Source organism: Stenotrophomonas sp. 57 (assembly GCF_030291075.1).
Lineage (GTDB): Bacteria > Pseudomonadota > Gammaproteobacteria > Xanthomonadales > Xanthomonadaceae > Stenotrophomonas.
Genome location: NZ_CP127407.1, coordinates 315,111 through 335,363, shown reverse-complemented (window position 1 = coordinate 335,363; position 20,253 = coordinate 315,111). Strand labels below are relative to the sequence as shown.

The following is a 20,253-nucleotide window of genomic DNA, read 5'->3' as shown; positions in this document are numbered from 1 at the left end:
TGAACGGAAAAAGCCGGGCAATGCCCGGCTTTTTTGTTTCTGTAGGGCCGAGCCATGCTCGGCTGAATCCAGACAAAGCCGAGCATGGGCTCGGCTCTACAGGACCCGCGACGCAGGTCAGCCTTCGCGGGCCACCTGGAAGCCCGCAAACGACTGGCTGACCGGCATCAGTTCCAGACGATTGATGTTCAGGTGCGGCGGCAGCGTGGCCACCCAGAAGATCTGCTCGGCGATGTCTTCGGCGGTCATCGGGTTGGCGCCGGTATAGAGCTTGTCCGACGCAGCCTGATCGCCATGGGTACGCACCACGGTGAACTCGGTTTCGGCCATGCCCGGCTCGATCGTGGTCACCCGCACGCCGGTGCCGTGCAGGTCCGAGCGCAGGCCCAGCGAGAACTGGCTGACGAAGGCCTTGGTGCCACCGTAGGCATTGCCGCCCGGATACGGGTAGACACCGGCCACCGACGAGATGTTGATGATCGCGCCCCTGCGCTCCACCAGCTGCGGCAGCAGGCGGTGGGTCAGGGTGACCAGCGCGGTGATGTTGGTGTCGATCATCGTGGTCCAGTCCGACAGCTTCGCGCTCTGCGCCGGCGCCGTCCCCTGCGCCAGGCCCGCATTGTTGACCAGCAGGTCGATCTCACCGAATGCCGGCGGCAGCGCCAGCAGCGCCGCTTCCATCGCCACCGCATCGCGGATGTCGAAGACGGCGGCGTGCACCACGTCCTTGCCGTACCGGTCGACCAGCGGCTGCAGGCGCTCGCCGCGGCGGCCGGTGGCGATCACCTTCCAGCCCGCCTGGGCGAAGCGATGGACGGCGGCGGCGCCAAAGCCGGACGTGGCGCCGGTAATCAGGACGGTGCGGGTCATCAGGCAACTCCATGGGAAACCAGACCCCCATTCTGGCATCGTCGGCCGGCCCCTGTGTTGCCGGATCGGCCAGATCCGGGGTCAGTTCCCCCTGCTCCGAAAAGGGATCTGACCCCAGCTGCAGGGTGACCGGTACAATTGGGCCATGATCAACAACGATGTCCTGCGCAGCGTGCGCTACTCCCTGGACCTGGGCGACCACCACGTGGTGACCCTGTGCCAGATGGCCGACCCGGCCTTCGCCGTGGATACCGAGCAGGTGAAGGCCTGGCTGCGCCGCGAGGACGAAGCCGGTTTCGAGGCGATGAGCGACAGCGCGCTGGCCCACTTCCTCGACGGACTGATCGTGCACCTGCGCGGTCGCGACGAGAGCCAGCCGCAGCGCGCGGTGGAAACCCGCATCGACAACAACCTGGTGCTGAAGAAGCTGCGCGTGGCCTTCCAGCTGCGCGACGTGGACCTGATGGAGATCTTCGCCAGCGCCGGTTTCAACGTGTCCAAGTCGGAAGTGGGCGCGCTGTTCCGCCAGCCCGGGCACACCAACTACCGGCGTTGCCTGGACCAGATGCTGCGCAATTTCCTCAAGGGCCTGAGCCTGCGCCTGCGCGGCTGAGCACGGCCTCGACGAACGCCCGCGCCGCCGGTGTCGGCAGCCGCTGCCAGACCAGATGCACGCGGCGGGTCGGGGTCGGCTGCAGCGGAATCCGCACCACGCCTTCAAAGCCTTCGGCGATCAACGCCGGCACGATGCCGACCGCCAGCCCATGGCGGACGAAGCGCTCGACCAGTTCCATCAGATTGACCTCGAAGCGCACCGTGTGCGGCAGGTCGGCGGCAGCGAACGCATCGTCGGTCTGCCGCCGCGCACCGGTGCCGCGCGGGAAATCGACCAGCGCCTCGTCCTGCAGTTCGGTCAATGGCAGCCGCCTGCGCCGGGCCAGACGGTGCGACGGCGCCAGCACCGCCACCAGGTCTTCTTCCTGCAGCATCTGGTGGCAGACCCCGTCAAGCGCCGCAGAAGGTGCCAGCCCCACCAGTGCCACATCCAGCACACGCGACTGCACCTGCGCGATCAGGTCCTCGCTCTTGTCCACCCGCAACTGGAATTCCACCTGCGGGTGCACCTGCTGGAAGGCGGCCAGCATCGCCACCACGTCGATGCCGGTCAGCGAGGAAATCTGCCCGATCGCCAGCAGCCCGCGCACTTCGCCACTCACCGCCGCCACGTCGGCACGCAGATGGCGCAGGCTGGCCAAGGCCTGCCGCGCATGCACCAGCATGGCCTCACCGGCGGCGGTGGCCCGCACCTGGCGCGGCAGGCGTTCAAACAGCGGCGTGCCCAGTTCCTGCTCCAGTGCGGCGATCTGGTGGCTGAGTGCGGACTGCACCACATGGCAGCGTTCGGCGGCGCGGGTGAAGTTGGCTTCCTCGGCCAGGGCAACGGCAAACTCGAGCTGCTTGAGGTTCACCCTGCTATCTCGTTTCCAGATGACAGGGATGATGATGATTCATTTCCATCATCGCTGCAGCAGGCGGACACTGTGCACCCCGCTTTTCTGGAAGACCGCGTGAGCCCCGCCCTCCCCCCACTGCACCGCTGGCAGGTGCTGCTGATGTCGGTTGCCACCGGTGTGGCCGTGGCCAGCAACTACTATGCACAGCCACTGCTGCACACCATCGCCGACGCCTTCGGCGTGCCGTTCAGCCAGGTCGGCATGGTGGTGACCGCCGCGCAGCTGAGCTATGCCGCCGGGCTGATCCTGCTGGTGCCGCTGGGTGACCTGTTCGAGCGGCGTCGCCTGATCGTGGTGATGAGCCTGCTGTCGGCCGGCGGGCTGGTGATCAGTGCCTGTGCGCCGTCGCTGGCCTGGCTGCTGGTGGGCACCGCGATCACCGGCCTGTTCTCGGTAGTGGCACAGGTGCTGGTGCCGTTCGCCGCTACGCTGGCCGCGCCGGAACATCGCGGTCGCGTGGTCGGCACGTTGATGAGCGGCCTGCTGCTGGGCATCCTGCTGGCGCGCACCGTGGCCGGCCTGTTGTCCAGCCTGGGCGACTGGCGCCTGGTGTACGCGATCGCCGCCGGCACTCTGGTGATGACTGCGCTGGCGCTGCAACGCGGCCTGCCGCGATTCCACCACAGCGCCGGCCTCGGCTATTTCGCACTGCTGCGCTCGATCGGCGTGCTGTTCGTGCAGGAACCGGTGCTGCGCCAACGCACATTGCTGGGGGCCTGCAGCTTCGCCATGTTCGCGATCTTCTGGACCCCGCTGGCGTTCCTGCTGGCGCAGCCGCCGTATGCCTACAGCGACGCCACCATCGGCCTGTTCGGCATGGTGGGTGCGGCCGGCACGCTGGCCGCCGGCCTGGCCGGGCGCATGTCCGACCGCGGCCAGACCGGTCGCGCCACTGCCATCGCATTGCTGCTGTTGCTGCTGTCGTGGCTGCCGCTGGGGCTGTCGGCGCATTCGCTGCTGGCGCTGCTGATCGGCGTGGTGGTGCTTGACCTGGCCGCGCAGCTGCTGCACGTCAGCAACCAGAACCTGATCTATGCCCTGCAACCAGCCGCACGCAACCGCCTCAATGCCGGCTACATGACCGGCTACTTCATCGGCGGTTCGCTGGGTTCGCTGTTGTCGGCGCAGGTCTACCAGCGCTTCGGCTGGACCGGCGTCTGCGTGGCCGGTGCCACGGTGGCCGTGCTGGCCCTGCTGCTGTGGCTGCCCGGCGCGCTGCGTGCGCGCCAAGCGGTGTCGTCGAACTAGAAGCTGCCCTGCAGCGCCAGTTCCCAGCGTCCCCCGGCGTTGCCCGGGAACAGGCGCTTGGCCGCGCTGTCAGTGTCATGCACAGTGGCACGCAGCTCCCACGCCGGGGCCAGCGTGGCAATGGCACTGATCTGGCCATGCAGGTAATCCGGCCCCTGCGCGGTGGCCAGCCAGTACTGGCCCACCGCCGCTTCCAGGCGGAAGCGTTCATGCAGCGGCACCCGTACGCCGAGCTGGGCATAGGTACCGCGATGGCCACCGGCCAGCGCATCGTTGGAATGCGCGACCTGCAGCCAGGCACGCTGCTTCCAGGTCAACGTGGTGCTGAGTTCGGTCCAGTCCAGCGCGCGGCCGGTGCCCGGGTACACGTAGCGCGTCAGGTTGGCGTCCAGCGTCCAGTCCGTGGCCAGCGCGCCCGACCAGCCAGCGACCAGGTCGAACTCGCTGCGCGCGCCGTTGTCCGGCTTGAACGAGACATTGGACCCCCACGCGCTGGCGTACCAGCCCGATGCCACGGCCACCTTCGCGCCCGCCTGCACCGCCGGGTCGCCATCGCTCTGCGAGCTGCCACGCCACACGTAGTCGCTGGTGAGTGCGGCGCTGCCGCTCAGCTGCACCTGTGCCTGCGCGCTGCCGATACCGAGCAGCCCCGCCAGCGCGGCCACCATCGCCGCCATCATCCCCTTGCTGTTCACTGCACTGATTTCCTCGTCGAAGGCGGTCGCGCCGCCGGGACGTCAGTGTCGAGCGCGTGCCCGTAACGGATCGAGGGTGCTGCGTGGCCTGCAGCGCAAATTCGGCGTAAATCCCGTGGAACGGGCTGCATGCCAGCGGCGCGGTATCATGGCGCTCTGTTTCCAGGAACCAACCGCGTGGACGCCATCCTGACCCCGGTATCGATCGGCGAGCTGATCGACAAGATCACCATTCTCGAGATCAAGGCCGAGCGCATCGACGATGCCGCCAAGCTGGCCAATGTACGCACCGAGCTGGACGGGCTGCTGCCGTTGCTGCAGCAGCAGCTGCAGGCACAGCCGGCGCTGGCCGCGTTGAAGCAGCAGTTGAAGGCGATCAACGAGCGCATGTGGGACATCCAGGACCAGCTGCGCGACAAGGAAGCGGCCCAGGTGTTCGACGATGCGTTCATCCAGCTGGCGCGCGGCGTGTACGGCACCAATGGCGAGCGCGTGCAGGTGAAGAACGAGATCAACCGCGTGGCCGGTTCGGCCCTGGTGGAAGAGAAGCAGTACCAGGGCGAGTAAGCCCGCTCATCCGCATTCGAGCAGGTGCCGGATGCGGAACAGTTCACCATCGCTCTGGATGCCCAGTTTTTCGTAGGCCGTGCGCTTCTGCGTGCTGACCGTACTGGCCGTGCGTCCGAAACGCCGCGCGACCTCGCCGGTGGTGCAGCCCTGCAGAACCAGCCGCAGTACCTCGCGTTCGCGCCGGCTCAAGGGCGTGAGCACGGGCGCGGGCGGGCGCCGAAGCCGCGACCGGCTCAACTGCGTGCCCAGTTCCGGTGGGACGAAGCGGCCACCGCGCGACAGCACATCGACCGCACGCAGCAGCATTTCCGGCGTAGTGCCCTTTGAAAGGAATCCGCGCGCGCCGGCCTGCATGGCCATGGTGACCGTGCTCGCGTTGCAGTGGGCAGACAGCACCAGCACCGGCAACAGCGGCCAGCGCTGGGACAACCGCCGCAGCAGGGCCAGGCCCTGCCCGGGGCCCCAGGGCGCCAGCACATCGATCAGCAGCAGGTCGATGCAGCCCGGCTGACGATCCAGCAACGCAAGCAGCTCGGCTTCGTCGGCGAAGCTTCCGCACACCTGCACGCCGCCATGCTGGCGCAGCACCACCTCCACCCCCAGGCGCAGCACGGGATGCGGCGCCAGCATGGCCAGGCGGCGGGGCTGATCAGGGGGCAGAGCGGGAACGGCAAGCGGCATCGTGCGGATCCGGCGGTACGAAGTACCCACCGTAGGCCGGCGCCGCGGACAGCGGAATCCAATTTATTGCAACGCAGCAACCCGGCACGACCACGCTCAGCTGCGGTTTCGGGTCGTCACAACGCAACAGGCCCGGCATGGGCCGGGCCTGTCGAGGCATCTTCAGCGCGCAGTCGCGCCGAGGAAGCAATTACCAGCTGAAGCGCGGGCCGACGGTGTATTCCTTGTCGCCGTCGCGGTTCATCTTCAGCTCGCCGTTCAGGCCCCAGTTCTGGTTCAGCTTGACCTGACCACCCAGGCGGCCGTACCACTGGCCATCCGGATTGATGCCGTGCTTCTTCGAGAAATCTTCGTAGCCGACCATGCCGTAGACTTCGGCGTGGGCACCGAAGGCGGTGCGGATACCGGCTTCAGCGCTGTAGCCATTGAAGTCCAGGCCGTGCTTCTGGTCGCGCTTCTGGTAGGCAACGCGGGCAACGAAGTCGGTGGTCGGGGCGATTTCAACGTTGTAGCCGGCACCGATCTTCCACTGGTCCAGCTTGATATTGGTGTGGTCGATTTCCTGGCGGCTGTACTCACCGAACGCGTGGAAGTTCGGCAGGAAACCGTACGAACCCTTCACGCCCCAGCCATCGGCCTTGAACGCGTCGATGTCGGTCTTGGCGTAGTCAGCTTCGGCGTAGTTGTACGACAGGTTCTCAGCAGCCGAGGCGGTGAACGGCAGGGCAGCGGCCAGGGCCAGAGCAATCAGCGAATTCTTCATGGGGGTACACCTTTACTTTCTTATGGTGTGCAGCAGCGCCAAGGCGCCATCGCATCGGGAATGTAAATTCTCCGTTATTCGCCACAACGCTCCCTGAAAACAGCGGTCTTCGCATTGCTGAATTTTTTGGCTTGATTCAGGCTGTCTCTGGCATACGCGCGCGGCGCGGGTGCGTCTGTGATCCTTCGTCGATTGCAACAGGAGGTTGCCTTGCTCGTTTCCGATCCGCCGCGGACGCGTCTCCTCGCCGCTGTCTTCGCCTGCATTGCCTTCTTCCCGACACACACTGCACACGCACTGCGGGCAGCTGACTACCAGCGCGCCGAACGCGTGCATGACAGTCATCTGCGCGGTGCGCTGCGCAACGCTTCGGTCCTGCCCCACTGGCTGGGCGATGGGCGCTTCTGGTATGAGCGCGAAGATGCGCAGGGCCGGCGCCAGGCGGTACTGGTCGATCCTGCAAAGGCCAGCCGTCAGGTCCTGTTCGAGCCGGCCGCACTGGACGCGGCGGTTGCGACCTTCGGTGCCAGCGGGCCACGCCTGCGCCTGGCTAACGTGCAGGTGGCGGACGATGGCCTGCGCCTGCAGTTCAGCGGAGAAGTGCCCGTCGATTGCCAATGGCCACGCTGGCAATGCGCGCGTTCGCCGGATGCACGGCCGCCGGCCGATGCGCTGCCTTCGCCCGTTGGCGATGCCTGGCTGCAGGTGCGCGACAACAACCTGTGGCTTCAGTCGCCTGGAACGGCAACGCGTGCGCTGACCACCGACGGTGAACCCGGCCATGGCTATGGCGTACTGCCCGACGTCACTCTGCGCGGTATTCCACGCCGCCAGGGCCGGTTGCCGGCGCGGCCGTTCGCGGTCGGCTGGTCACCGGATGGCCGCTACGTGGCCGGCATCCGCTACGACGAACGTGCGCTGCTGGACTATCCCTATCTTGAAAGCGCGCCGGCCAGCGGTGCGCGACCGCGCGTACATACCGTGAAGCTGGGCCTGCTGGGTGATGCGCAGCAGGTGCGCGACAGCCTGTATGTGATCGACACCGGCAGCGGGCAGCAGCATGACATCGCGCTGCCCAAGGGCTGGAACGTGCTGAGCGAGGCCGGCATCGTGGGCTGGGACGGAGGCCGGCTGTACGCCGTGATCGCACACTTCGGGGCGCCGCGGCGCCTGCGACTGGTGGAAATCGAAGCCGACAGCGGCACGGTGCGCACCGTGCTGGAGGAAGCCAGCGATACCCGCCTGCAACTCAACGTGTATTCGTACAGCCGGCCGGCGGTAGCGATCCTCCCTGGGCAGGACACCCTGGTGTGGTTCTCGCAGCGCGATGGTTGGGGCCACCTTTACAAGGTACGCCTGTCCGACGGCAGGGTGCAGCGCCAGCTGACCCGCGGCCGCTGGGTGGTCCGTGATCTGCTGGGCGTGGACGGAAACGGTGGCTGGGCGTACTTCAGTGCCGGTGGCGTCGACGCTGACGATCCTTATGTGCGCGGCCTGTATCGGGTATCGCTGCAGGGCGGGCCGATCCAGCGCCTGGCCGCCGATGGCAGCGACCACATGGCCGACGCGGGTACCGGTGCCCTGTTCGGCGGACGCGCACCGCAGGCACTGTCACCGCACGGTGGCTACCTGGTGGATACGGTCTCGCGCCTGGAACAGCCACCGCGCACGGTGCTGCGCGCCAGCGACGATGGTCGCGAGCTGCTGGTGCTGGAAGCGGCGGACAACCGCGCGGTGCTGGCCGCAGGGTGGCGCCCACCGCAGCGCGAACAGCTGCTGGCCGCCGACGGGCGCACGCCGATCTTCGCCACCGTCTACCTGCCCCGCGACTATCGCGATGACGGCAGCTTCCCGGTGATCGATGCGATCTACGGGGGCGCCTTCATCAGCAATGCGCCGGTGACGTACGCCGAGGCGGTGTCCGCATTGAATCCGGTGTCACGCGCCAGCCTGGCCGAGCTTGGCTTCGTGGTGGTCAGCATCGATGCGCGCGGTACCGGCGGCCGTGACAAGGCATTCCATGACAGCAGCTTCCTGCATGGCGCCGATCAGCAGCTGGAGGATCACGTGGCGGCATTGCAACAGCTGGGCGAACGCTACCGGGGCATCGACCTGCGGCGGGTCGGCATCTACGGGCACTCGTTCGGCGGCTACAGTGCAGCGCGTGCGTTGCTGCGCTACCCGGCGTTCTACAAGGTGGGCGTGGCCTCGGCCGGCAGCCACAATTTCCAGGGCATGTATGGAGGTGCCGTGCACGGCATGGACCGGCTGTTCGGTGGCGTGCTGCCGCACTCGGTCATGGCCGAGGACGTGCCGCCGCCGTTTGCCGGACTCGACAATGCAGCGCTGGCCGCCAACCTGCGCGGGCATCTGCTGCTGGTCTATGGCGAACTGGACGAAAACGCACCACCGGCGCTGACGCTGCAGCTGGCCGCCGCCCTGAACACGGCCCAGCGCGACTACGACCTGCTGTACCTGGCCCGCCAGGACCACGAACTGTTCCGCAATGACGCCACCTACACGCACCGCATGTGGGACTACTTCGTGCGCCACCTGGCCGGCCAGCAACCGCCGGATGCGGTACTGGCGCCGCTGCCCGGTGCTCCGGGCTGAACAGGCCCCGCCGGGGTGTCGATCCTCGGCGCCCTGGTTCGTCGGATAGCTGAAGGCCGTGCATGCGGCACGGTCCAACCGGAGGCAGGCAATGAGCTACATCGATGGTTTCGTCCTGGCGGTACCCACCGCCAACAAGGAGAAGTTTCTCGCCCACGCACGCACGGGTGATCCCGTTTTCATCGAATTCGGCGCGCTGCGCGTGGTCGAGTGCTGGGGCGATGACGTGCCGCACGGCAAGACCACCGACTTCTTCGGCGCGGTGAAAGCCACGCCGGACGAGACGGTCGTGTTTTCCTGGATCGAATGGCCGGACAAGCCAACCCGGGACGCCGGCATGGCAAAGATGATGGAAGACCCGCGGTTCGATCCAGCGAAGAATCCGATGCCGTTCGACGGTGCGCGGATGATCTACGGCGGCTTCGTGCCGATCTACGAGCTGACCCGCTGAATCCGGCGGACGCGCTCAGCGCGGATCCGTGTCGTCACTGGCAGAGGCATGGCCGGCGCCCAATGCGGCGCCGGCACCGAAACCCATGCCGCCCATGCCGGCGCCCATGCCGCCACCGCCTCCCCCTGCACGGCCCCCCTTGGCGTCGCCCTCGTTGCGGCCCTTGCCGCCCGCGCTGGCGCCGGGCCGGGTCGGGCCCTGCGGTGGAATCTGCAGATCGGCCGGGATCGGTGCCAGGTCGAGCGCCTCGCGCACGAAGTCGCGCAGCGAGACCACCAGGTCGTGGGTGTGCACCGGCCGCCCTTGTGCCAGCTCGCTGGCCGCCCGCGCCGCCAACCGCACCTGCTCGTCGGTGCCCAGCAGCAGGATGTCCGAGAGCGCGGCCTCGACCGCATCGCGGATGCGGCGCGTGCGATCCGAGCGCGGCTCGGCGATGCCTTCAGCCTCTTCGCGCTGGCGCAGGTCGCGGCGATGGCGGGGATCCACGCCCAGTTCGCCGGTGAACGAACCGCCCAGGGTCTTGTAGGCCGCCATCAGCGTGCGCAGCCGTTCGTTGATCTGCCGGTTCTCGCGCTCGCGGCGCTGCTGCAGGGTCTGCATCACCAGCAGGCGGATGCCCACGCCCAGCAGGGTAATCAGGACCAGGCCGGCCAACGTGGACAGCACGCCCTGCCACGAACTGAAGTCGATACCACGCATGCCCGGGGCTCCGGCGGGAAGAACCTGCATCCTGCCCCAGACCCTGTCCCAGAAACGCGAAAGGCCCCACCACCCGATGGGTGGCAGGGCCTTCGGTCACGGCGCGATTACTTGCGCTTGGCGACCTTGCGCACGGCCTTGGCCGGTGCCTTCTTGGCGGCAGCCTTCTTGGCCGGCGCCTTCTTTGCGGCGACCTTCTTCAGCGGTGCAGCCTTCTTGGCCACGGTCTTGCGGGTCGCGGCGGCCTTCTTGCCGACAACCTTCTTGGCAGCAGCGGTCTTCTTGGCAACGGCCTTCTTGGCGACGGCAGCCTTCTTGCCCACAACCTTCTTGGCAGCGGCGGTCTTCCTGGTGGCGACCTTCTTGGTGGCGGCAACCTTCTTGCCGACCACCTTCTTCGCAGCCACGGCCTTCTTGCCGGCAACCTTCTTGGCGGCAACGGTCTTCTTGGCCACAGCCTTCTTGGCGGTGGCGACCTTCTTGCCGACAACCTTCTTGGCGGCCGCGCTCTTCTTGGCAACGGTCTTCTTCGCGACGGCGGCCTTCTTGGTGGCGGCCTTCTTCACGGTGGCGACCTTCTTGCCGGCAGCCTTGGTGGTCTTCTTGGCAGCAGCAGCCTTCTTGGTCACGGCCTTGCCTGCAGCAGCCTTCTTCTTGGCCACTTCCTTCTTCAGGGCAGCAGCTTCGGCCTTGGCGTTCTTCTTGGCGGCTTCCAGCTTCTTCTTGGCGCTGGCAACGGTCTTGCCAACCGACTTGGCAGCCTTTTCGGCCTTCTTGGCAACGGTCTTCTCGACCTTGGCCACGGCCTTCTTGGCCTTGGCAACGCGGGTGCCGGCAGCCTTGGTGGCGCGCTTGACGGTCTTCTTGACCGACTTCACTGCGTCTTCGGCAGCGTGGGCGAGGGTCTCGCCGACGTTGGTGGCGGCTTCTTTGACGTTCTCGACGGCGTCGGTCACGACCGACACACCATTACCGTTGCTCATGTTGCCCTCCTGGGGGCCTTAAGTATCAAAACGGGGCGATGCTATACCGACATTGACGATCGTGGAACGGGGCGCGCGCGAGCAATCGCATCTGATGCGACGGCAATGGTGTAGCCGGGCGCCCTCGCGAGCACAGTGGGTTGACAGGAAACCCCTTTTTTTCAGTGGTGCGCCGCACGATCCGGGTAGCGGCAGGTGCTGCCTGCGTGCACCAGTCCGAATACAGCGAAAGGCGTGCGATATGGCGCATCGCGGCACCAGGATGCGCAGAACTGCGCAAGTATCGGCCTGTATCCACATGCGCTTCGGCAGACGTCGGCACGTTGAGAAGCACGCCCTATGCTGCCGGTACCGCCCCACAGATGGCGATGCCGACCCACGTTCCGGGCGCCGGTTTTCATGGCGCATTTATCCAGATCGCGACACACTCATTCAGCTTGTTTTACCGTAGGGCCGAACCGCCCCCACCCACGCCAGCGAACCGACTCCCATGCGACCGCTACCCACCCTGCTCACGCTCGCAATCGCCGCCGCCTTCGGTGGCTTCGTTGCCACCGGCATCAACGCCCACCTGGACAACCGTGCCGACGCCGCACCGCTGCCGGCGGTGGTGCCGACCATGGCGGCACTGCCGGCCGCTGTGGCCGGGCAGCAGGTGCCGTCACTGGCACCGATGCTGGAGAAGGCGATGCCGGCGGTGGTCAGCGTCAATACCAAGCAGGTGGTGCGCGTGCGCAACCCCTTCTTCAACGACCCGTTCTTCCGCCGCCTGTTCCCGGACATCCCGCAGGAACGCATCAACGAATCCCTGGGCTCGGGCGTGATCATCGATGCCAAGGAGGGCCTGGTGCTGACCAACCACCACGTCATCGACAACGCCGATGACGTGCAGGTGACATTGGCCGACGGGCGCACGGTCAAGGCCGAGTTCCTCGGTTCGGACCGCGACACCGACATCGCGCTGATCCGTATCCCGGCGCAGAACCTGACCGACATCAAGCTCGGCAACAGCGATCAACTGCGCGTGGGCGACTTCGTGGTGGCCATCGGCAACCCGTTTGGTTTCAGCCAGACGGTTACTTCGGGCATCGTCTCGGCGGTGGGTCGCAGCGGCATCCGCGGCTTGGGCTACCAGAACTTCATCCAGACCGATGCGTCGATCAACCCCGGCAATTCCGGTGGCGCGCTGGTCGATCTGCAGGGCCAGCTGGTCGGCATCAACACGGCCAGCTTCAACCCGCAGGGCAGCATGGCCGGCAACATCGGCCTGGGCCTGGCGATTCCGTCGAACCTGGCGCGCAGCGTGGTCGACCAGCTGGTCAAGCACGGTGTGGTGGTGCGCGGCACGCTGGGCGTAGAAAGCCAGAACCTGACCGCGCAGATCGCGCAGGGCCTCGGCCTGGGCGAAACCCGTGGCGCACTGATCACCCGCGTGCTGGCTGGTTCGGCCGCCGCCGCAGCCGGGCTGAAGCCCGGCGACGTGGTGGTGTCGGCCAACGGCCAGCGCGTGGACAGCGCCGAAGCCCTGCACAACGTGGAAGGCCTGGCGGCGGTCGGCAGCCCGCTGGCACTGGATGTGCGCCGCGAAGGCAAGCCGCTGCAGATCAAGGCGACGCTGAAGGAACAGGCGCGCGCAGTCACCGGCGACAGCCTGGACCCGCGCCTGGGCGGGGCCACCTTCGTCGACCTGCCCGAGTCGCTGCGCCAGTCTGGCGCCAACGGCGTGCTGGTCAGCGAGGTCAAGCGCGGCAGCCGCGCGGCCAGCAACGGCCTGCAGCAGGGCGACATCATCACCGATGCCACCGTAGGTGAGTTCACCGACCTGGCCAGCTGGCGTGCCAACTTCCAGCAGCGCCCACCGACGCTGGTGCTGCGCGTGCTGCGCAACAATGGCCAGCAGCAGGGGCAGCTCGTGATGCGCTGATCGCCCTGCCGTAACACCCCCTATACCCCGGCAATGCTATTGCTGTCCGTCCAGGTCGGCACCGCCGACACCCGTTCCCCCATCGCAACAGGAGTGATTCGATGAGCCCCACCAATACCGAGAACCTGAAGGACCACCTGGGTGAAGCCGGTTCCCACCTGAAGCAGGCCGCCAGCGCTGCCGGCGGTGCGATCAAGGGCGCAACCGGTGCAGCAACCGACGAACTTCGCATCGGCAAGGCCAACGTCAAGGCTGAACTGTCCGACAGCGCACTGTCCGGCCTGGCCGCCGCCGAGTTCGGTGGCGCCGCCGCCAAGGAACAGGTGGATGCACTGATGGACAAGGGCAAGGACCTGATCGACAGCGCTGCCGAGTTGATCCGTGAACGTCCGCTGGCCTCGTTCGGCGTCGCCTTCGCTGCCGGCTGGATCATCGCCAAGCTGGCCCGCGGCAGCAGCGACAAGTAAGCCGCGGCGTGAGCGAAGACAACGCGCAAGCGCCTGATCCAGCGGCCACCCCGCCGCTGGATGAGAGCATCCGCCAGGTCGGCGCGGCCGGTCGTGCCGCTGCCGATTCGGCCAAGCACACGCTGCGTTCGCTGCGCCGGTTGGCCTCGGCCGACTTCGCGCTGGCACGCAGTGCGTTCGGTCGGGCGCTGGCCTGGGCTGGCGTGGCGATCGTGTTCGGTGCCTCGGCCTGGCTGCTGATGGCCGCCACCCTCATCGCCCTGCTGCAGAGCTGGGGCCTGAGCTGGCTGCAGGCCCTGCTGATCACCTCGCTGTTGAGCCTGGCCGTGACCGGCTATGCGATCTGGCGGGTGTCCTACTTCTTCCACCACACCGGCATGCACGCCACCCGGCGCCAACTGTCACGCCTGGGCCTGTTCGACGAGCCCAGCGAAGACGATCCCGATGCCGGCGTGCAGCTGCCGGAGGGCAAGCCATGAAGTTCGGTGCGCTGCAACGGCGGGTGAAACGCTGCGAACAGGTGGTGACCGTGCGCTTGGGCGAAACCCAGGACCACTGGTCCACGCTCAGCCAGGTCTGGCGCCAGGGCTGGTCGCCGCTGCGCATCGTGGTGGTCGGCCTTGCCGGTGGCTTCATCGCTGGCAAGCTGGAGGTGCCGGGCAAGGTCAATGGCGCGCGCTGGCTGCAGATGGTCGGTTCGGTCTCCAACCTGTTCGCCAGCGCACAGGCGGCGTTCGCCACGGCGATGGCGGCGCAGGCCACGGCCGCCGCCGACGATGCGGCCGAAGAAGCCGACGCGGCCAGCGAACAGGCGCAGGCGGCGACGTCGGCGAACGCCGCGCGACCTGCACCGTCGCCCCAGCCGCCCGCGGAAACGGAACTGCGTGAACCGCGGCCGGCCGAAGCGGCCACCGAGCTGTCCGAACGTTGATGCATGTAATCCGCCGCGCCGATCGCGGCCGGCGGATAATGCGCTCCCCTTTCCGGTTGATGCGTCGATGAGCGAGTCCCTCCTGTCCCCGTCACCGGCCGCCCCCGAACAGTCCGACGCACCGCTGCCGCCGCTGCCGCGCCCGCGCGGGCCGATGTCGCTGGTGGTACTGGCCACGCTGGCCGTGGGCTACACCCTGTGGGCGGCACAGGACATCATCCTGCCGGTGCTGCTGGCGATGTTCTTCGCGCTGGTCGGCAACCCGATCCTGCGCCTGCTGCAGAAACTGTGGATTCCGCGTGCGCTGGGCGCACTGCTGATCCTTGGCGCCGGGCTGGGCGTGACCGGTTCGCTGGCAGTGCAGCTGATCGGCCCGGCCATGGACTGGGCACAGGAAGCACCGCAGCAGCTGCGCAAGGTCGCCCGCCAGGTGCAGGACCTGACCAAGCCGGTGCAGCAGGCCAACCAGGCGGCGGAGAACTTCGCCCGCGTGGCCGGGGGTGACAGCAACCACAAGGTGCAGGTGATCCGCACCCAGCTGGACGACCCCTACCGCATGCTGACCCGCGCACCGAGGCTGGCCGCTTCGGTGCTGGCGGTGGTGCTGCTCACGCTGTTCTTCATGATCTACGGACAAAGCCTGCAACGCGCGGCGATCGCGCTGTTCCCCAGCCGCCAGCAGCAGCGCTTCACCACGGACATCCTGCGTTCGATCGAGCGCGAGGTCTCGCGCTACGTGCTGACCATCAGCGTGATCAACACACTGGTCGGGCTGGTGTTCGCTGGCGTGCTGATGCTGCTCGGCATCGGCCTGCAGGAAGCACTGTTGTGGGGCACGGTGGCAGCTTTGCTGAACTTCGCACCGTACGTGGGCCCGCTGATCGGCGTGGCACTGATGCTGCTGATGGGCTTCGTCGAGTTCCGCGACCCGCTGCAGGCACTGCTGCCGGCTGCCGCCTACCTGGGCCTGCATACCCTGGAAGGGCAGATGGTGACCCCGATCGTGCTGGGCCGGCGCATGAAGCTGTCGCCGCTGGTGCTGATCCTGGCACTGATGGTGTTCGGCTGGGCCTGGGGCATGATCGGCCTGCTGCTGGCCGTGCCGCTGCTGGTCTGCATCAAGCTGGTGCTGGCGCGGCTGGACGGCATGCAGGGCTGGGCACGGCTGCTGGAATGACGGGATCGGCAAACGGTGGGCGCAGATGGCGGAACCCGAAACAGGAATGACATGGCAGACGTTGGCCCCCTTTTCGGATGTCCGACCCGGTGGCGGGCACCTGCACGAAGGAAGTGGGCCGACACAACCTGGACGTGCAGCAGTTCGACGGCCAGACCACCATCGCCTGCTCGTACAACCTGCGCTGACCCGGCCCAGCGCCCGTGCCCCCGCCCGCCGCGTCGCATGAAAGCCCTCGCGGGCAGGGGTAGAATGGCGGGGTGAATTTCCCCGTCCAAGCCATCACCCTCGACCTTGACGACACGCTGTGGCCGTTCGCTCCGATCGGCGTCCGCATCGAACAGGTCCTGCACGCGTGGATGTGCGAACACAGCCCCGCTACCGCCGCGATGTATCCGGTGGAGGCGATGCGCGAACTGCGCGAGCGGCTGTACCACGCCCATCCGCACCTCCACCACGACCTGAGCGCACTGCGCCGGCTGACGCTGCGCGAAGCACTGCACGACAGTGGTGCCAGCCTCGATCTGCTGGAACCGGCGTATGAAGTGTTCTACGCCGCGCGCAACCAGGTGGAGTGCTACCCCGATGCGATCGATGCGCTGGCGCGCATTGCCGCACGGGTACCGGTGGCGGCGCTGAGCAACGGCAACGCCGACCTGGAGCGGATCGGCCTGGCCCATCATTTCGCCTTCCAGCTGGGGTCGCGCGAACACGGCGCGGCCAAGCCCGAGGCCAGCATCTTCCACGCCGCGTGCACCCGCCTGGGTGTGGCACCGGCACAGGTACTGCACGTGGGCGACCATGCCGAGATGGACGTGGCCGGGGCGATTGCCGCCGGCCTGCGCGGCTGCTGGATCAACCGCAACGCAGCCACCTGGACCCATCCGCAGCTGCAGCCCGACCTGCAGTTCGACACCCTTACCGGCCTGGCCGACTGGTTGGACGCCAACCTCGACGCCGCCGCATCCCGGAGTATCTGACGCATGAGCGAGATCACTGGTTTCACCGCCGACACCACCGCAGCGCTGCCGCTGTACGTGCTGGACCGCGAGCAGTTCGCGGCATGGAAGGACAGCCAGCCGGCCGCCATCCAGGCGTGGCTCGCATCGCAGGGCTTCACCGCCGGCGCCTTCAGCACCGCGCTGCTGCCCGGCACCGATGGCCTGGCCGGTGCGGTGATGGGCGTGGGTGATCGTGCCGATGCCTACAGCTATTCGCATGCGCCGCACGCGCTGCCGGAGGGCAGCGTGTGGCAGCTGGCCAGCGACCTGCCGGCCGCCGAACAGGCGCTGCTGCAGCTGGGCTGGGGCCTGGGCAGCTACCGTTTCGACCGTTACCGCAAGCGCCACCGCGCGCCGGCGCAGCTGGTGGCCGCGCCGACCGGCGAAGTGGCCGACCTGATTGCCGCCAGCCTGCGCGTGCGCGACTGGGTCAACACTCCGACCGAAGACATGGGCCCGCAGCAGCTGGAAGACGCCGCGCGCGCCCTGGCCGATGCGCATGGTGCGCAGGTCGAAGCGATCACCGGCGATGCGCTGCTGAAGCAGAATTTCCCGGCCATCCACGCCGTGGGCCGCGCCTCGCACCGCGCGCCGCGCCTGGTCGTGCTGCGCTGGGGCAAGGACACCGATCCGTCGCTGGTGCTGGTCGGCAAGGGCGTGTGCTTCGATACCGGCGGCCTGGACATCAAGCCGGCCGACGGCATGCGCAACATGAAGAAGGACATGGGTGGCGCTGCGCATGCCCTGGCCCTGGCCGGCCTGGTGATGGCACGCGGCCTGCCGGTGCGCCTGACCCTGCTGGTGCCGGCGGTGGAAAACGCGATCGGTCCGGATGCGTTCCGCCCGGGCGAAGTGATCGCCACCCGCAAGGGCCTGAGCGTGGAGATCGACAACACCGATGCCGAGGGCCGCGTGATCCTGTGCGACGCGCTCACCTTCGCCAGCGAGCAGAAGCCGGACCTGGTGCTGGATTTCGCCACCCTCACCGGCGCCGCGCGCATCGCGCTGGGCCCGGACCTGCCGGCACTGTTCAGCAACGACGATACGGTGGCCCAGCAGTGGCTGCAGGCCGGTGACGCGACCCGCGACCCGGTCTGGCGCATGCCGCTGTGGCGCCCCTACCTGCGTTACCTGACCAGCGGCATCGCCGACCTGGCCAACGCCGGCTCGCGCATGGCCGGCTCGGTCACCGCCGCGCTGTACCTGGAACGCTTCCTGGAAGACGGCCAGCGCTGGGCGCATCTGGATGTGTACGCCTGGAACGACGGCGAACGCCCGGGCCGGCCGGCCGGTGGCGAAGCGCTGGCGCTGCGTTCGGCATGGGCAATGCTGAAGGCGCGTTACGCCTGAGGCACGCACACCCGCCTTGCCCCGGCCCGAGCGCCGGGGCAGGGATGGGCCTTGAAAGCCCCGCGCTGCGCGCGAAAGTCGACTGACAGTCGACGCTACCCAAGCGTTCGGGGCGCGTTGGAAGTTTGACGAAAAATTGAATTTCGGCCGCGGCCGGGTTCTGCGAGGATGTGAGGGTCGACCACCCACACGCTCCGTGAAGGCAGGACTCCGACCATGTCGCTCTTCCGCTACACCCGCGCCGGCCAGACGCCCGGCGCACCCCGCAGGCATTCGCCGCTGCTCTGGATCGCGCTGATCGCACTCATTCTGGGTGGCGTCGCGCTGACCTTCGCCTGGCTGGCCGGCTGGATCGGCAACCGCCTGACCGCGCAGCGCTTCACCGACACCATCGAAGCTACCGGCCCGGCCCATCCCGGCTTTCGCCGTGCGCACAGCAAGGGCATCTGCGTGAGCGGCTGGTTCGAACCCAGTGCGCAGGCCCCCACCCTGTCCAGCGCGCGGGTGTTCTCGCAGCGCCGTGTACCGGTGATGGGACGCCTGTCGATCGGCGGCGGCGATCCCTACGGCGCCGACAACACCGCACGGGTGCGCAGCATCGCGGTGCAGATGGTCAGCGATGACGGCCAGGAATGGCGCATGGCGATGAACAGCTTCCCGTTCTTCGCCGTGCCCAACGCCGAAGCGTTCTACGAGCAGACGCGCGCCTCCATTCCCGACCCGGCCACCGGCAAGCCGGACCCGCAGAAGATGGCGGCGGTGCTGGCGAAGTATCCCAGTGCCCAGGCCTTCCAGCAGTGGGCCAAGACGGCGCCGTGGACCAGCAGCTGGGCCGACACCACCTTCAACAGCGTCAACAGCTTCTGGTTCACCAATGCACAGGGCCAGAAACGCGCGGTGCGCTGGCGCTGGCAGCCACAGGCGGCGGTGGTAGAAATGGATGCGGAAACGCGCAAGCAGGCCAGCGTCGATTTCCTCAGCCAGGAACTGAAACAGCGCTTGGCCAATGGCCCGGTGCGCTGGAACCTGGTCGTCACCACCGCCGCGCCTGGCGATGCCATCGATGATCCGTCGGTGCCGTGGCCCGCATCGCGCGATCAGGTGGTGGCCGGCGTGCTCAGCCTGGACCGCATGCAGTCGCAGGAGGAAGGCGCCTGCGGCCAGATCAACTTCGATCCGCTGATCCTGCCCAGTGGCGTGCGCGGCAGCGACGATCCGATCCTGGCCGCCCGCTCGGCGGTGTACTCGCAGTCGTTCAACCGTCGCGAGCGCGAGCGCGCCAGCGGCAATGTCGAGCAACCGAAGGAGGCCGCGCGATGAACACCGGCAACGGCCACTTCAACCTGCTGGCGCGCGTGCTGCACTGGTCCATGGCGCTGATGATCATCGCCATGCTGTTCATCGGCGTGACCATGGTCGCCTCGCTGCACCTGCGGCCGATGCTGATCGACCTGCACCGACCGCTGGGCATCGCCATCGGCGCACTGGTGCTGCTGCGTCTGTACAACCGGCTGCGCCATCGCCCACCGCCCCTGCCAGCGGACCTGCCGGTGTGGCAGGTGATGGCCGCCAAGGCCTCGCACTGGATGCTGTATGCGCTGATGCTGGCGATGCCGCTGATCGGCTGGGCGATGCTGTCGGCCGGCGGTTACCCGATCGTGCTGGGGGGCGGCCTGCACCTGCCGCCGATCGTGCCGCACACCCCGGCGCTGTATGCCGCGTTGCGTAATGCGCACAGCCTGCTGGCGTATGTGTTGTTCGCCACGGTGCTGATGCACGTGGGTGCGGCGCTGTTCCACCTGTGGGTGCGGCGCGATGGCGTGTTCCAGGCGATGGCGCGCGGGAAGGATTGAAAGGATTCGCCGGGAGTTCCCGGCGGATCGTTTCCGCGCCCGCGGAGGGGTGTCACTTTCTTTGCGCGCAAAGAAAGTAACCAAAGAAACGCTCCGCCGGCCGCGAGCCGACGTGCTGCGCACGCCGGTGCCCTGTGCTCCTCGGCCCGTCGAGGGACGGCGCGGGAACTCGCTGCGCTCAAACACCCGCGCCTCTTCGCCCTCGCCGGACCTGCGGTGCTCGGCTCGCTTGAAGGCGGACTGGAAGGGCAAGATCAACGGCTAGAGCATCCACGCATGGCGTGGATCTAATGGGTGCAGCTGCGGCTTTTGCTCTTGGGTCCGCCTTGAGCGAGCCGAGCATCGCAGGGGAATCAGGGGCGCAGAGGCGCCGATGTCTGAGCGCAGCGAGTTCGGCGCCGTCCCCTGATTCACCGAGAAGCGCAGGGAACCGGCGCGGAGCGACGGCTCGCGCTCTGGCGGC

General features: G+C 67.7%; 21 protein-coding genes. 14 read left to right on the top strand and 7 right to left on the bottom strand.

Features of this window, described 5'->3' with window-relative positions; genetic code table 11:
* Positions 1–117: 117 nt before the first annotated feature.
* Positions 118–870, bottom strand: a complete 753-nt coding sequence (locus tag QP512_RS01475; protein ID WP_286070686.1) for an SDR family NAD(P)-dependent oxidoreductase — start codon at positions 868–870, stop codon at positions 118–120.
* Between the two features lie 145 nt (positions 871–1,015).
* Between QP512_RS01475 and QP512_RS01470 the strand changes: the two genes are divergently transcribed.
* Positions 1,016–1,483: a DUF1456 family protein gene (locus tag QP512_RS01470; RefSeq protein WP_049457354.1), complete on the top strand. Its 468-nt coding sequence runs from the start codon at positions 1,016–1,018 to the stop codon at positions 1,481–1,483.
* Here the strand turns inward: QP512_RS01470 and QP512_RS01465 are convergent.
* The gene (locus QP512_RS01465) at positions 1,452–2,339 is read right to left on the bottom strand and encodes a LysR family transcriptional regulator (RefSeq protein ID WP_286070685.1); all 888 of its coding nucleotides are present in this window, start codon (positions 2,337–2,339) and stop codon (positions 1,452–1,454) included. The two genes, QP512_RS01470 and QP512_RS01465, sit on opposite strands and share 32 nt — an antisense overlap.
* Positions 2,340–2,483: 144 nt before the next feature.
* On the opposite strand from QP512_RS01465, the gene QP512_RS01460 reads away from it, so the two are divergent.
* A complete protein-coding gene (locus QP512_RS01460; protein ID WP_345783116.1) occupies positions 2,484–3,632 on the top strand; it encodes an MFS transporter in 1,149 nt (382 codons plus the stop codon).
* Here the strand turns inward: QP512_RS01460 and QP512_RS01455 are convergent.
* Positions 3,629–4,327, bottom strand: coding sequence for a TorF family putative porin (locus tag QP512_RS01455; protein WP_286070683.1), 699 nt, complete (start codon positions 4,325–4,327; stop codon positions 3,629–3,631). The two genes, QP512_RS01460 and QP512_RS01455, sit on opposite strands and share 4 nt — an antisense overlap.
* 177 nt (positions 4,328–4,504) lie before the next feature.
* On the opposite strand from QP512_RS01455, the gene QP512_RS01450 reads away from it, so the two are divergent.
* Positions 4,505–4,894 carry a DUF6165 family protein gene (locus QP512_RS01450; RefSeq protein ID WP_046984111.1) on the top strand — a complete coding sequence of 130 codons (390 nt, stop codon included), beginning with the start codon at positions 4,505–4,507 and terminating at the stop codon, positions 4,892–4,894.
* A gap of 6 nt (positions 4,895–4,900) precedes the next feature.
* On the opposite strand, the gene QP512_RS01445 is transcribed toward QP512_RS01450, so the two are convergent.
* Positions 4,901–5,578 (bottom strand): response regulator transcription factor, encoded by a 678-nt coding sequence (locus QP512_RS01445; RefSeq protein WP_286070682.1) that lies wholly within the window; start codon positions 5,576–5,578, stop codon positions 4,901–4,903.
* Between the two features lie 190 nt (positions 5,579–5,768).
* The gene (locus QP512_RS01440) at positions 5,769–6,341 is read right to left on the bottom strand and encodes an Ax21 family protein (protein ID WP_286070681.1); all 573 of its coding nucleotides are present in this window, start codon (positions 6,339–6,341) and stop codon (positions 5,769–5,771) included.
* Between the two features lie 210 nt (positions 6,342–6,551).
* Between QP512_RS01440 and QP512_RS01435 the strand changes: the two genes are divergently transcribed.
* Positions 6,552–8,954, top strand: a complete 2,403-nt coding sequence (locus QP512_RS01435; RefSeq protein WP_286070680.1) for a DPP IV N-terminal domain-containing protein — start codon at positions 6,552–6,554, stop codon at positions 8,952–8,954.
* A gap of 91 nt (positions 8,955–9,045) precedes the next feature.
* Positions 9,046–9,405, top strand: a complete 360-nt coding sequence (locus QP512_RS01430) for a DUF1428 domain-containing protein (RefSeq protein ID WP_286070679.1) — start codon at positions 9,046–9,048, stop codon at positions 9,403–9,405.
* A 15-nt stretch (positions 9,406–9,420) separates the two neighbouring features.
* On the opposite strand, the gene QP512_RS01425 is transcribed toward QP512_RS01430, so the two are convergent.
* The gene (locus tag QP512_RS01425) at positions 9,421–10,104 is read right to left on the bottom strand and encodes a hypothetical protein (RefSeq protein WP_286070678.1); all 684 of its coding nucleotides are present in this window, start codon (positions 10,102–10,104) and stop codon (positions 9,421–9,423) included.
* Between the two features lie 107 nt (positions 10,105–10,211).
* Positions 10,212–11,087, bottom strand: coding sequence for a histone (locus tag QP512_RS01420; protein WP_286070677.1), 876 nt, complete (start codon positions 11,085–11,087; stop codon positions 10,212–10,214).
* Between the two features lie 490 nt (positions 11,088–11,577).
* Here QP512_RS01420 and QP512_RS01415 point away from each other — a divergent pair, with 490 nt between their 5' ends.
* The 9 genes from QP512_RS01415 (at position 11,578) to QP512_RS01375 (ending at position 19,790) form a co-directional block, all read left to right on the top strand.
* On the top strand, positions 11,578–13,011 hold the full coding sequence (locus QP512_RS01415) for a Do family serine endopeptidase (RefSeq protein ID WP_286070676.1): 1,434 nt from the start codon (positions 11,578–11,580) through the stop codon (positions 13,009–13,011).
* 101 nt (positions 13,012–13,112) lie between these two features.
* Positions 13,113–13,478, top strand: a complete 366-nt coding sequence (locus QP512_RS01410; RefSeq protein WP_004137828.1) for a hypothetical protein — start codon at positions 13,113–13,115, stop codon at positions 13,476–13,478.
* 8 nt (positions 13,479–13,486) lie between these two features.
* Positions 13,487–13,957 carry a phage holin family protein gene (locus QP512_RS01405; protein ID WP_088023523.1) on the top strand — a complete coding sequence of 157 codons (471 nt, stop codon included), beginning with the start codon at positions 13,487–13,489 and terminating at the stop codon, positions 13,955–13,957.
* The gene (locus tag QP512_RS01400; protein ID WP_286070675.1) at positions 13,954–14,409 is read left to right on the top strand and encodes a protein sip-5; all 456 of its coding nucleotides are present in this window, start codon (positions 13,954–13,956) and stop codon (positions 14,407–14,409) included. The genes QP512_RS01405 and QP512_RS01400 overlap by 4 nt, the downstream gene beginning before the upstream one ends.
* A gap of 67 nt (positions 14,410–14,476) precedes the next feature.
* Positions 14,477–15,586 carry an AI-2E family transporter gene (locus QP512_RS01395; protein WP_286070674.1) on the top strand — a complete coding sequence of 370 codons (1,110 nt, stop codon included), beginning with the start codon at positions 14,477–14,479 and terminating at the stop codon, positions 15,584–15,586.
* Positions 15,587–15,846: 260 nt separating this feature from the next.
* Positions 15,847–16,566: an HAD-IA family hydrolase gene (locus tag QP512_RS01390; protein ID WP_286070673.1), complete on the top strand. Its 720-nt coding sequence runs from the start codon at positions 15,847–15,849 to the stop codon at positions 16,564–16,566.
* 3 nt (positions 16,567–16,569) lie between these two features.
* The gene (locus tag QP512_RS01385; protein WP_286070672.1) at positions 16,570–17,937 is read left to right on the top strand and encodes a M17 family metallopeptidase; all 1,368 of its coding nucleotides are present in this window, start codon (positions 16,570–16,572) and stop codon (positions 17,935–17,937) included.
* A gap of 216 nt (positions 17,938–18,153) precedes the next feature.
* Positions 18,154–19,257 (top strand): catalase family peroxidase, encoded by a 1,104-nt coding sequence (locus QP512_RS01380; RefSeq protein WP_286070671.1) that lies wholly within the window; start codon positions 18,154–18,156, stop codon positions 19,255–19,257.
* The gene (locus tag QP512_RS01375; RefSeq protein ID WP_286070670.1) at positions 19,254–19,790 is read left to right on the top strand and encodes a cytochrome b; all 537 of its coding nucleotides are present in this window, start codon (positions 19,254–19,256) and stop codon (positions 19,788–19,790) included. The genes QP512_RS01380 and QP512_RS01375 overlap by 4 nt, the downstream gene beginning before the upstream one ends.
* The last annotated feature ends 463 nt before the right edge of the window (positions 19,791–20,253 follow it).

Excerpts from the sequence above, each read along its gene's own strand:
- QP512_RS01375 (WP_286070670.1), top strand. The coding sequence starts at position 19,254 with ATGAACACCGGCAACGGCCACTTCAACCTGCTGGCGCGCGTGCTGCAC.
- QP512_RS01385 (WP_286070672.1), top strand. The coding sequence starts at position 16,570 with ATGAGCGAGATCACTGGTTTCACCGCCGACACCACCGCAGCGCTGCCG.
- QP512_RS01430 (WP_286070679.1), top strand. The coding sequence starts at position 9,046 with ATGAGCTACATCGATGGTTTCGTCCTGGCGGTACCCACCGCCAACAAG.
- QP512_RS01400 (WP_286070675.1), top strand. The coding sequence starts at position 13,954 with ATGAAGTTCGGTGCGCTGCAACGGCGGGTGAAACGCTGCGAACAGGTG.
- QP512_RS01410 (WP_004137828.1), top strand. The coding sequence starts at position 13,113 with ATGAGCCCCACCAATACCGAGAACCTGAAGGACCACCTGGGTGAAGCC.
- QP512_RS01440 (WP_286070681.1), bottom strand. The coding sequence starts at position 6,341 with ATGAAGAATTCGCTGATTGCTCTGGCCCTGGCCGCTGCCCTGCCGTTC.
- QP512_RS01420 (WP_286070677.1), bottom strand. The coding sequence starts at position 11,087 with ATGAGCAACGGTAATGGTGTGTCGGTCGTGACCGACGCCGTCGAGAAC.
- QP512_RS01460 (WP_345783116.1), top strand. The coding sequence starts at position 2,484 with ATGTCGGTTGCCACCGGTGTGGCCGTGGCCAGCAACTACTATGCACAG.
- QP512_RS01415 (WP_286070676.1), top strand. The coding sequence starts at position 11,578 with ATGCGACCGCTACCCACCCTGCTCACGCTCGCAATCGCCGCCGCCTTC.
- QP512_RS01445 (WP_286070682.1), bottom strand. The coding sequence starts at position 5,578 with ATGCCGCTTGCCGTTCCCGCTCTGCCCCCTGATCAGCCCCGCCGCCTG.
- QP512_RS01380 (WP_286070671.1), top strand. The coding sequence starts at position 18,154 with ATGTCGCTCTTCCGCTACACCCGCGCCGGCCAGACGCCCGGCGCACCC.
- QP512_RS01425 (WP_286070678.1), bottom strand. The coding sequence starts at position 10,104 with ATGCGTGGTATCGACTTCAGTTCGTGGCAGGGCGTGCTGTCCACGTTG.
- QP512_RS01470 (WP_049457354.1), top strand. The coding sequence starts at position 1,016 with ATGATCAACAACGATGTCCTGCGCAGCGTGCGCTACTCCCTGGACCTG.
- QP512_RS01475 (WP_286070686.1), bottom strand. The coding sequence starts at position 870 with ATGACCCGCACCGTCCTGATTACCGGCGCCACGTCCGGCTTTGGCGCC.
- QP512_RS01395 (WP_286070674.1), top strand. The coding sequence starts at position 14,477 with ATGAGCGAGTCCCTCCTGTCCCCGTCACCGGCCGCCCCCGAACAGTCC.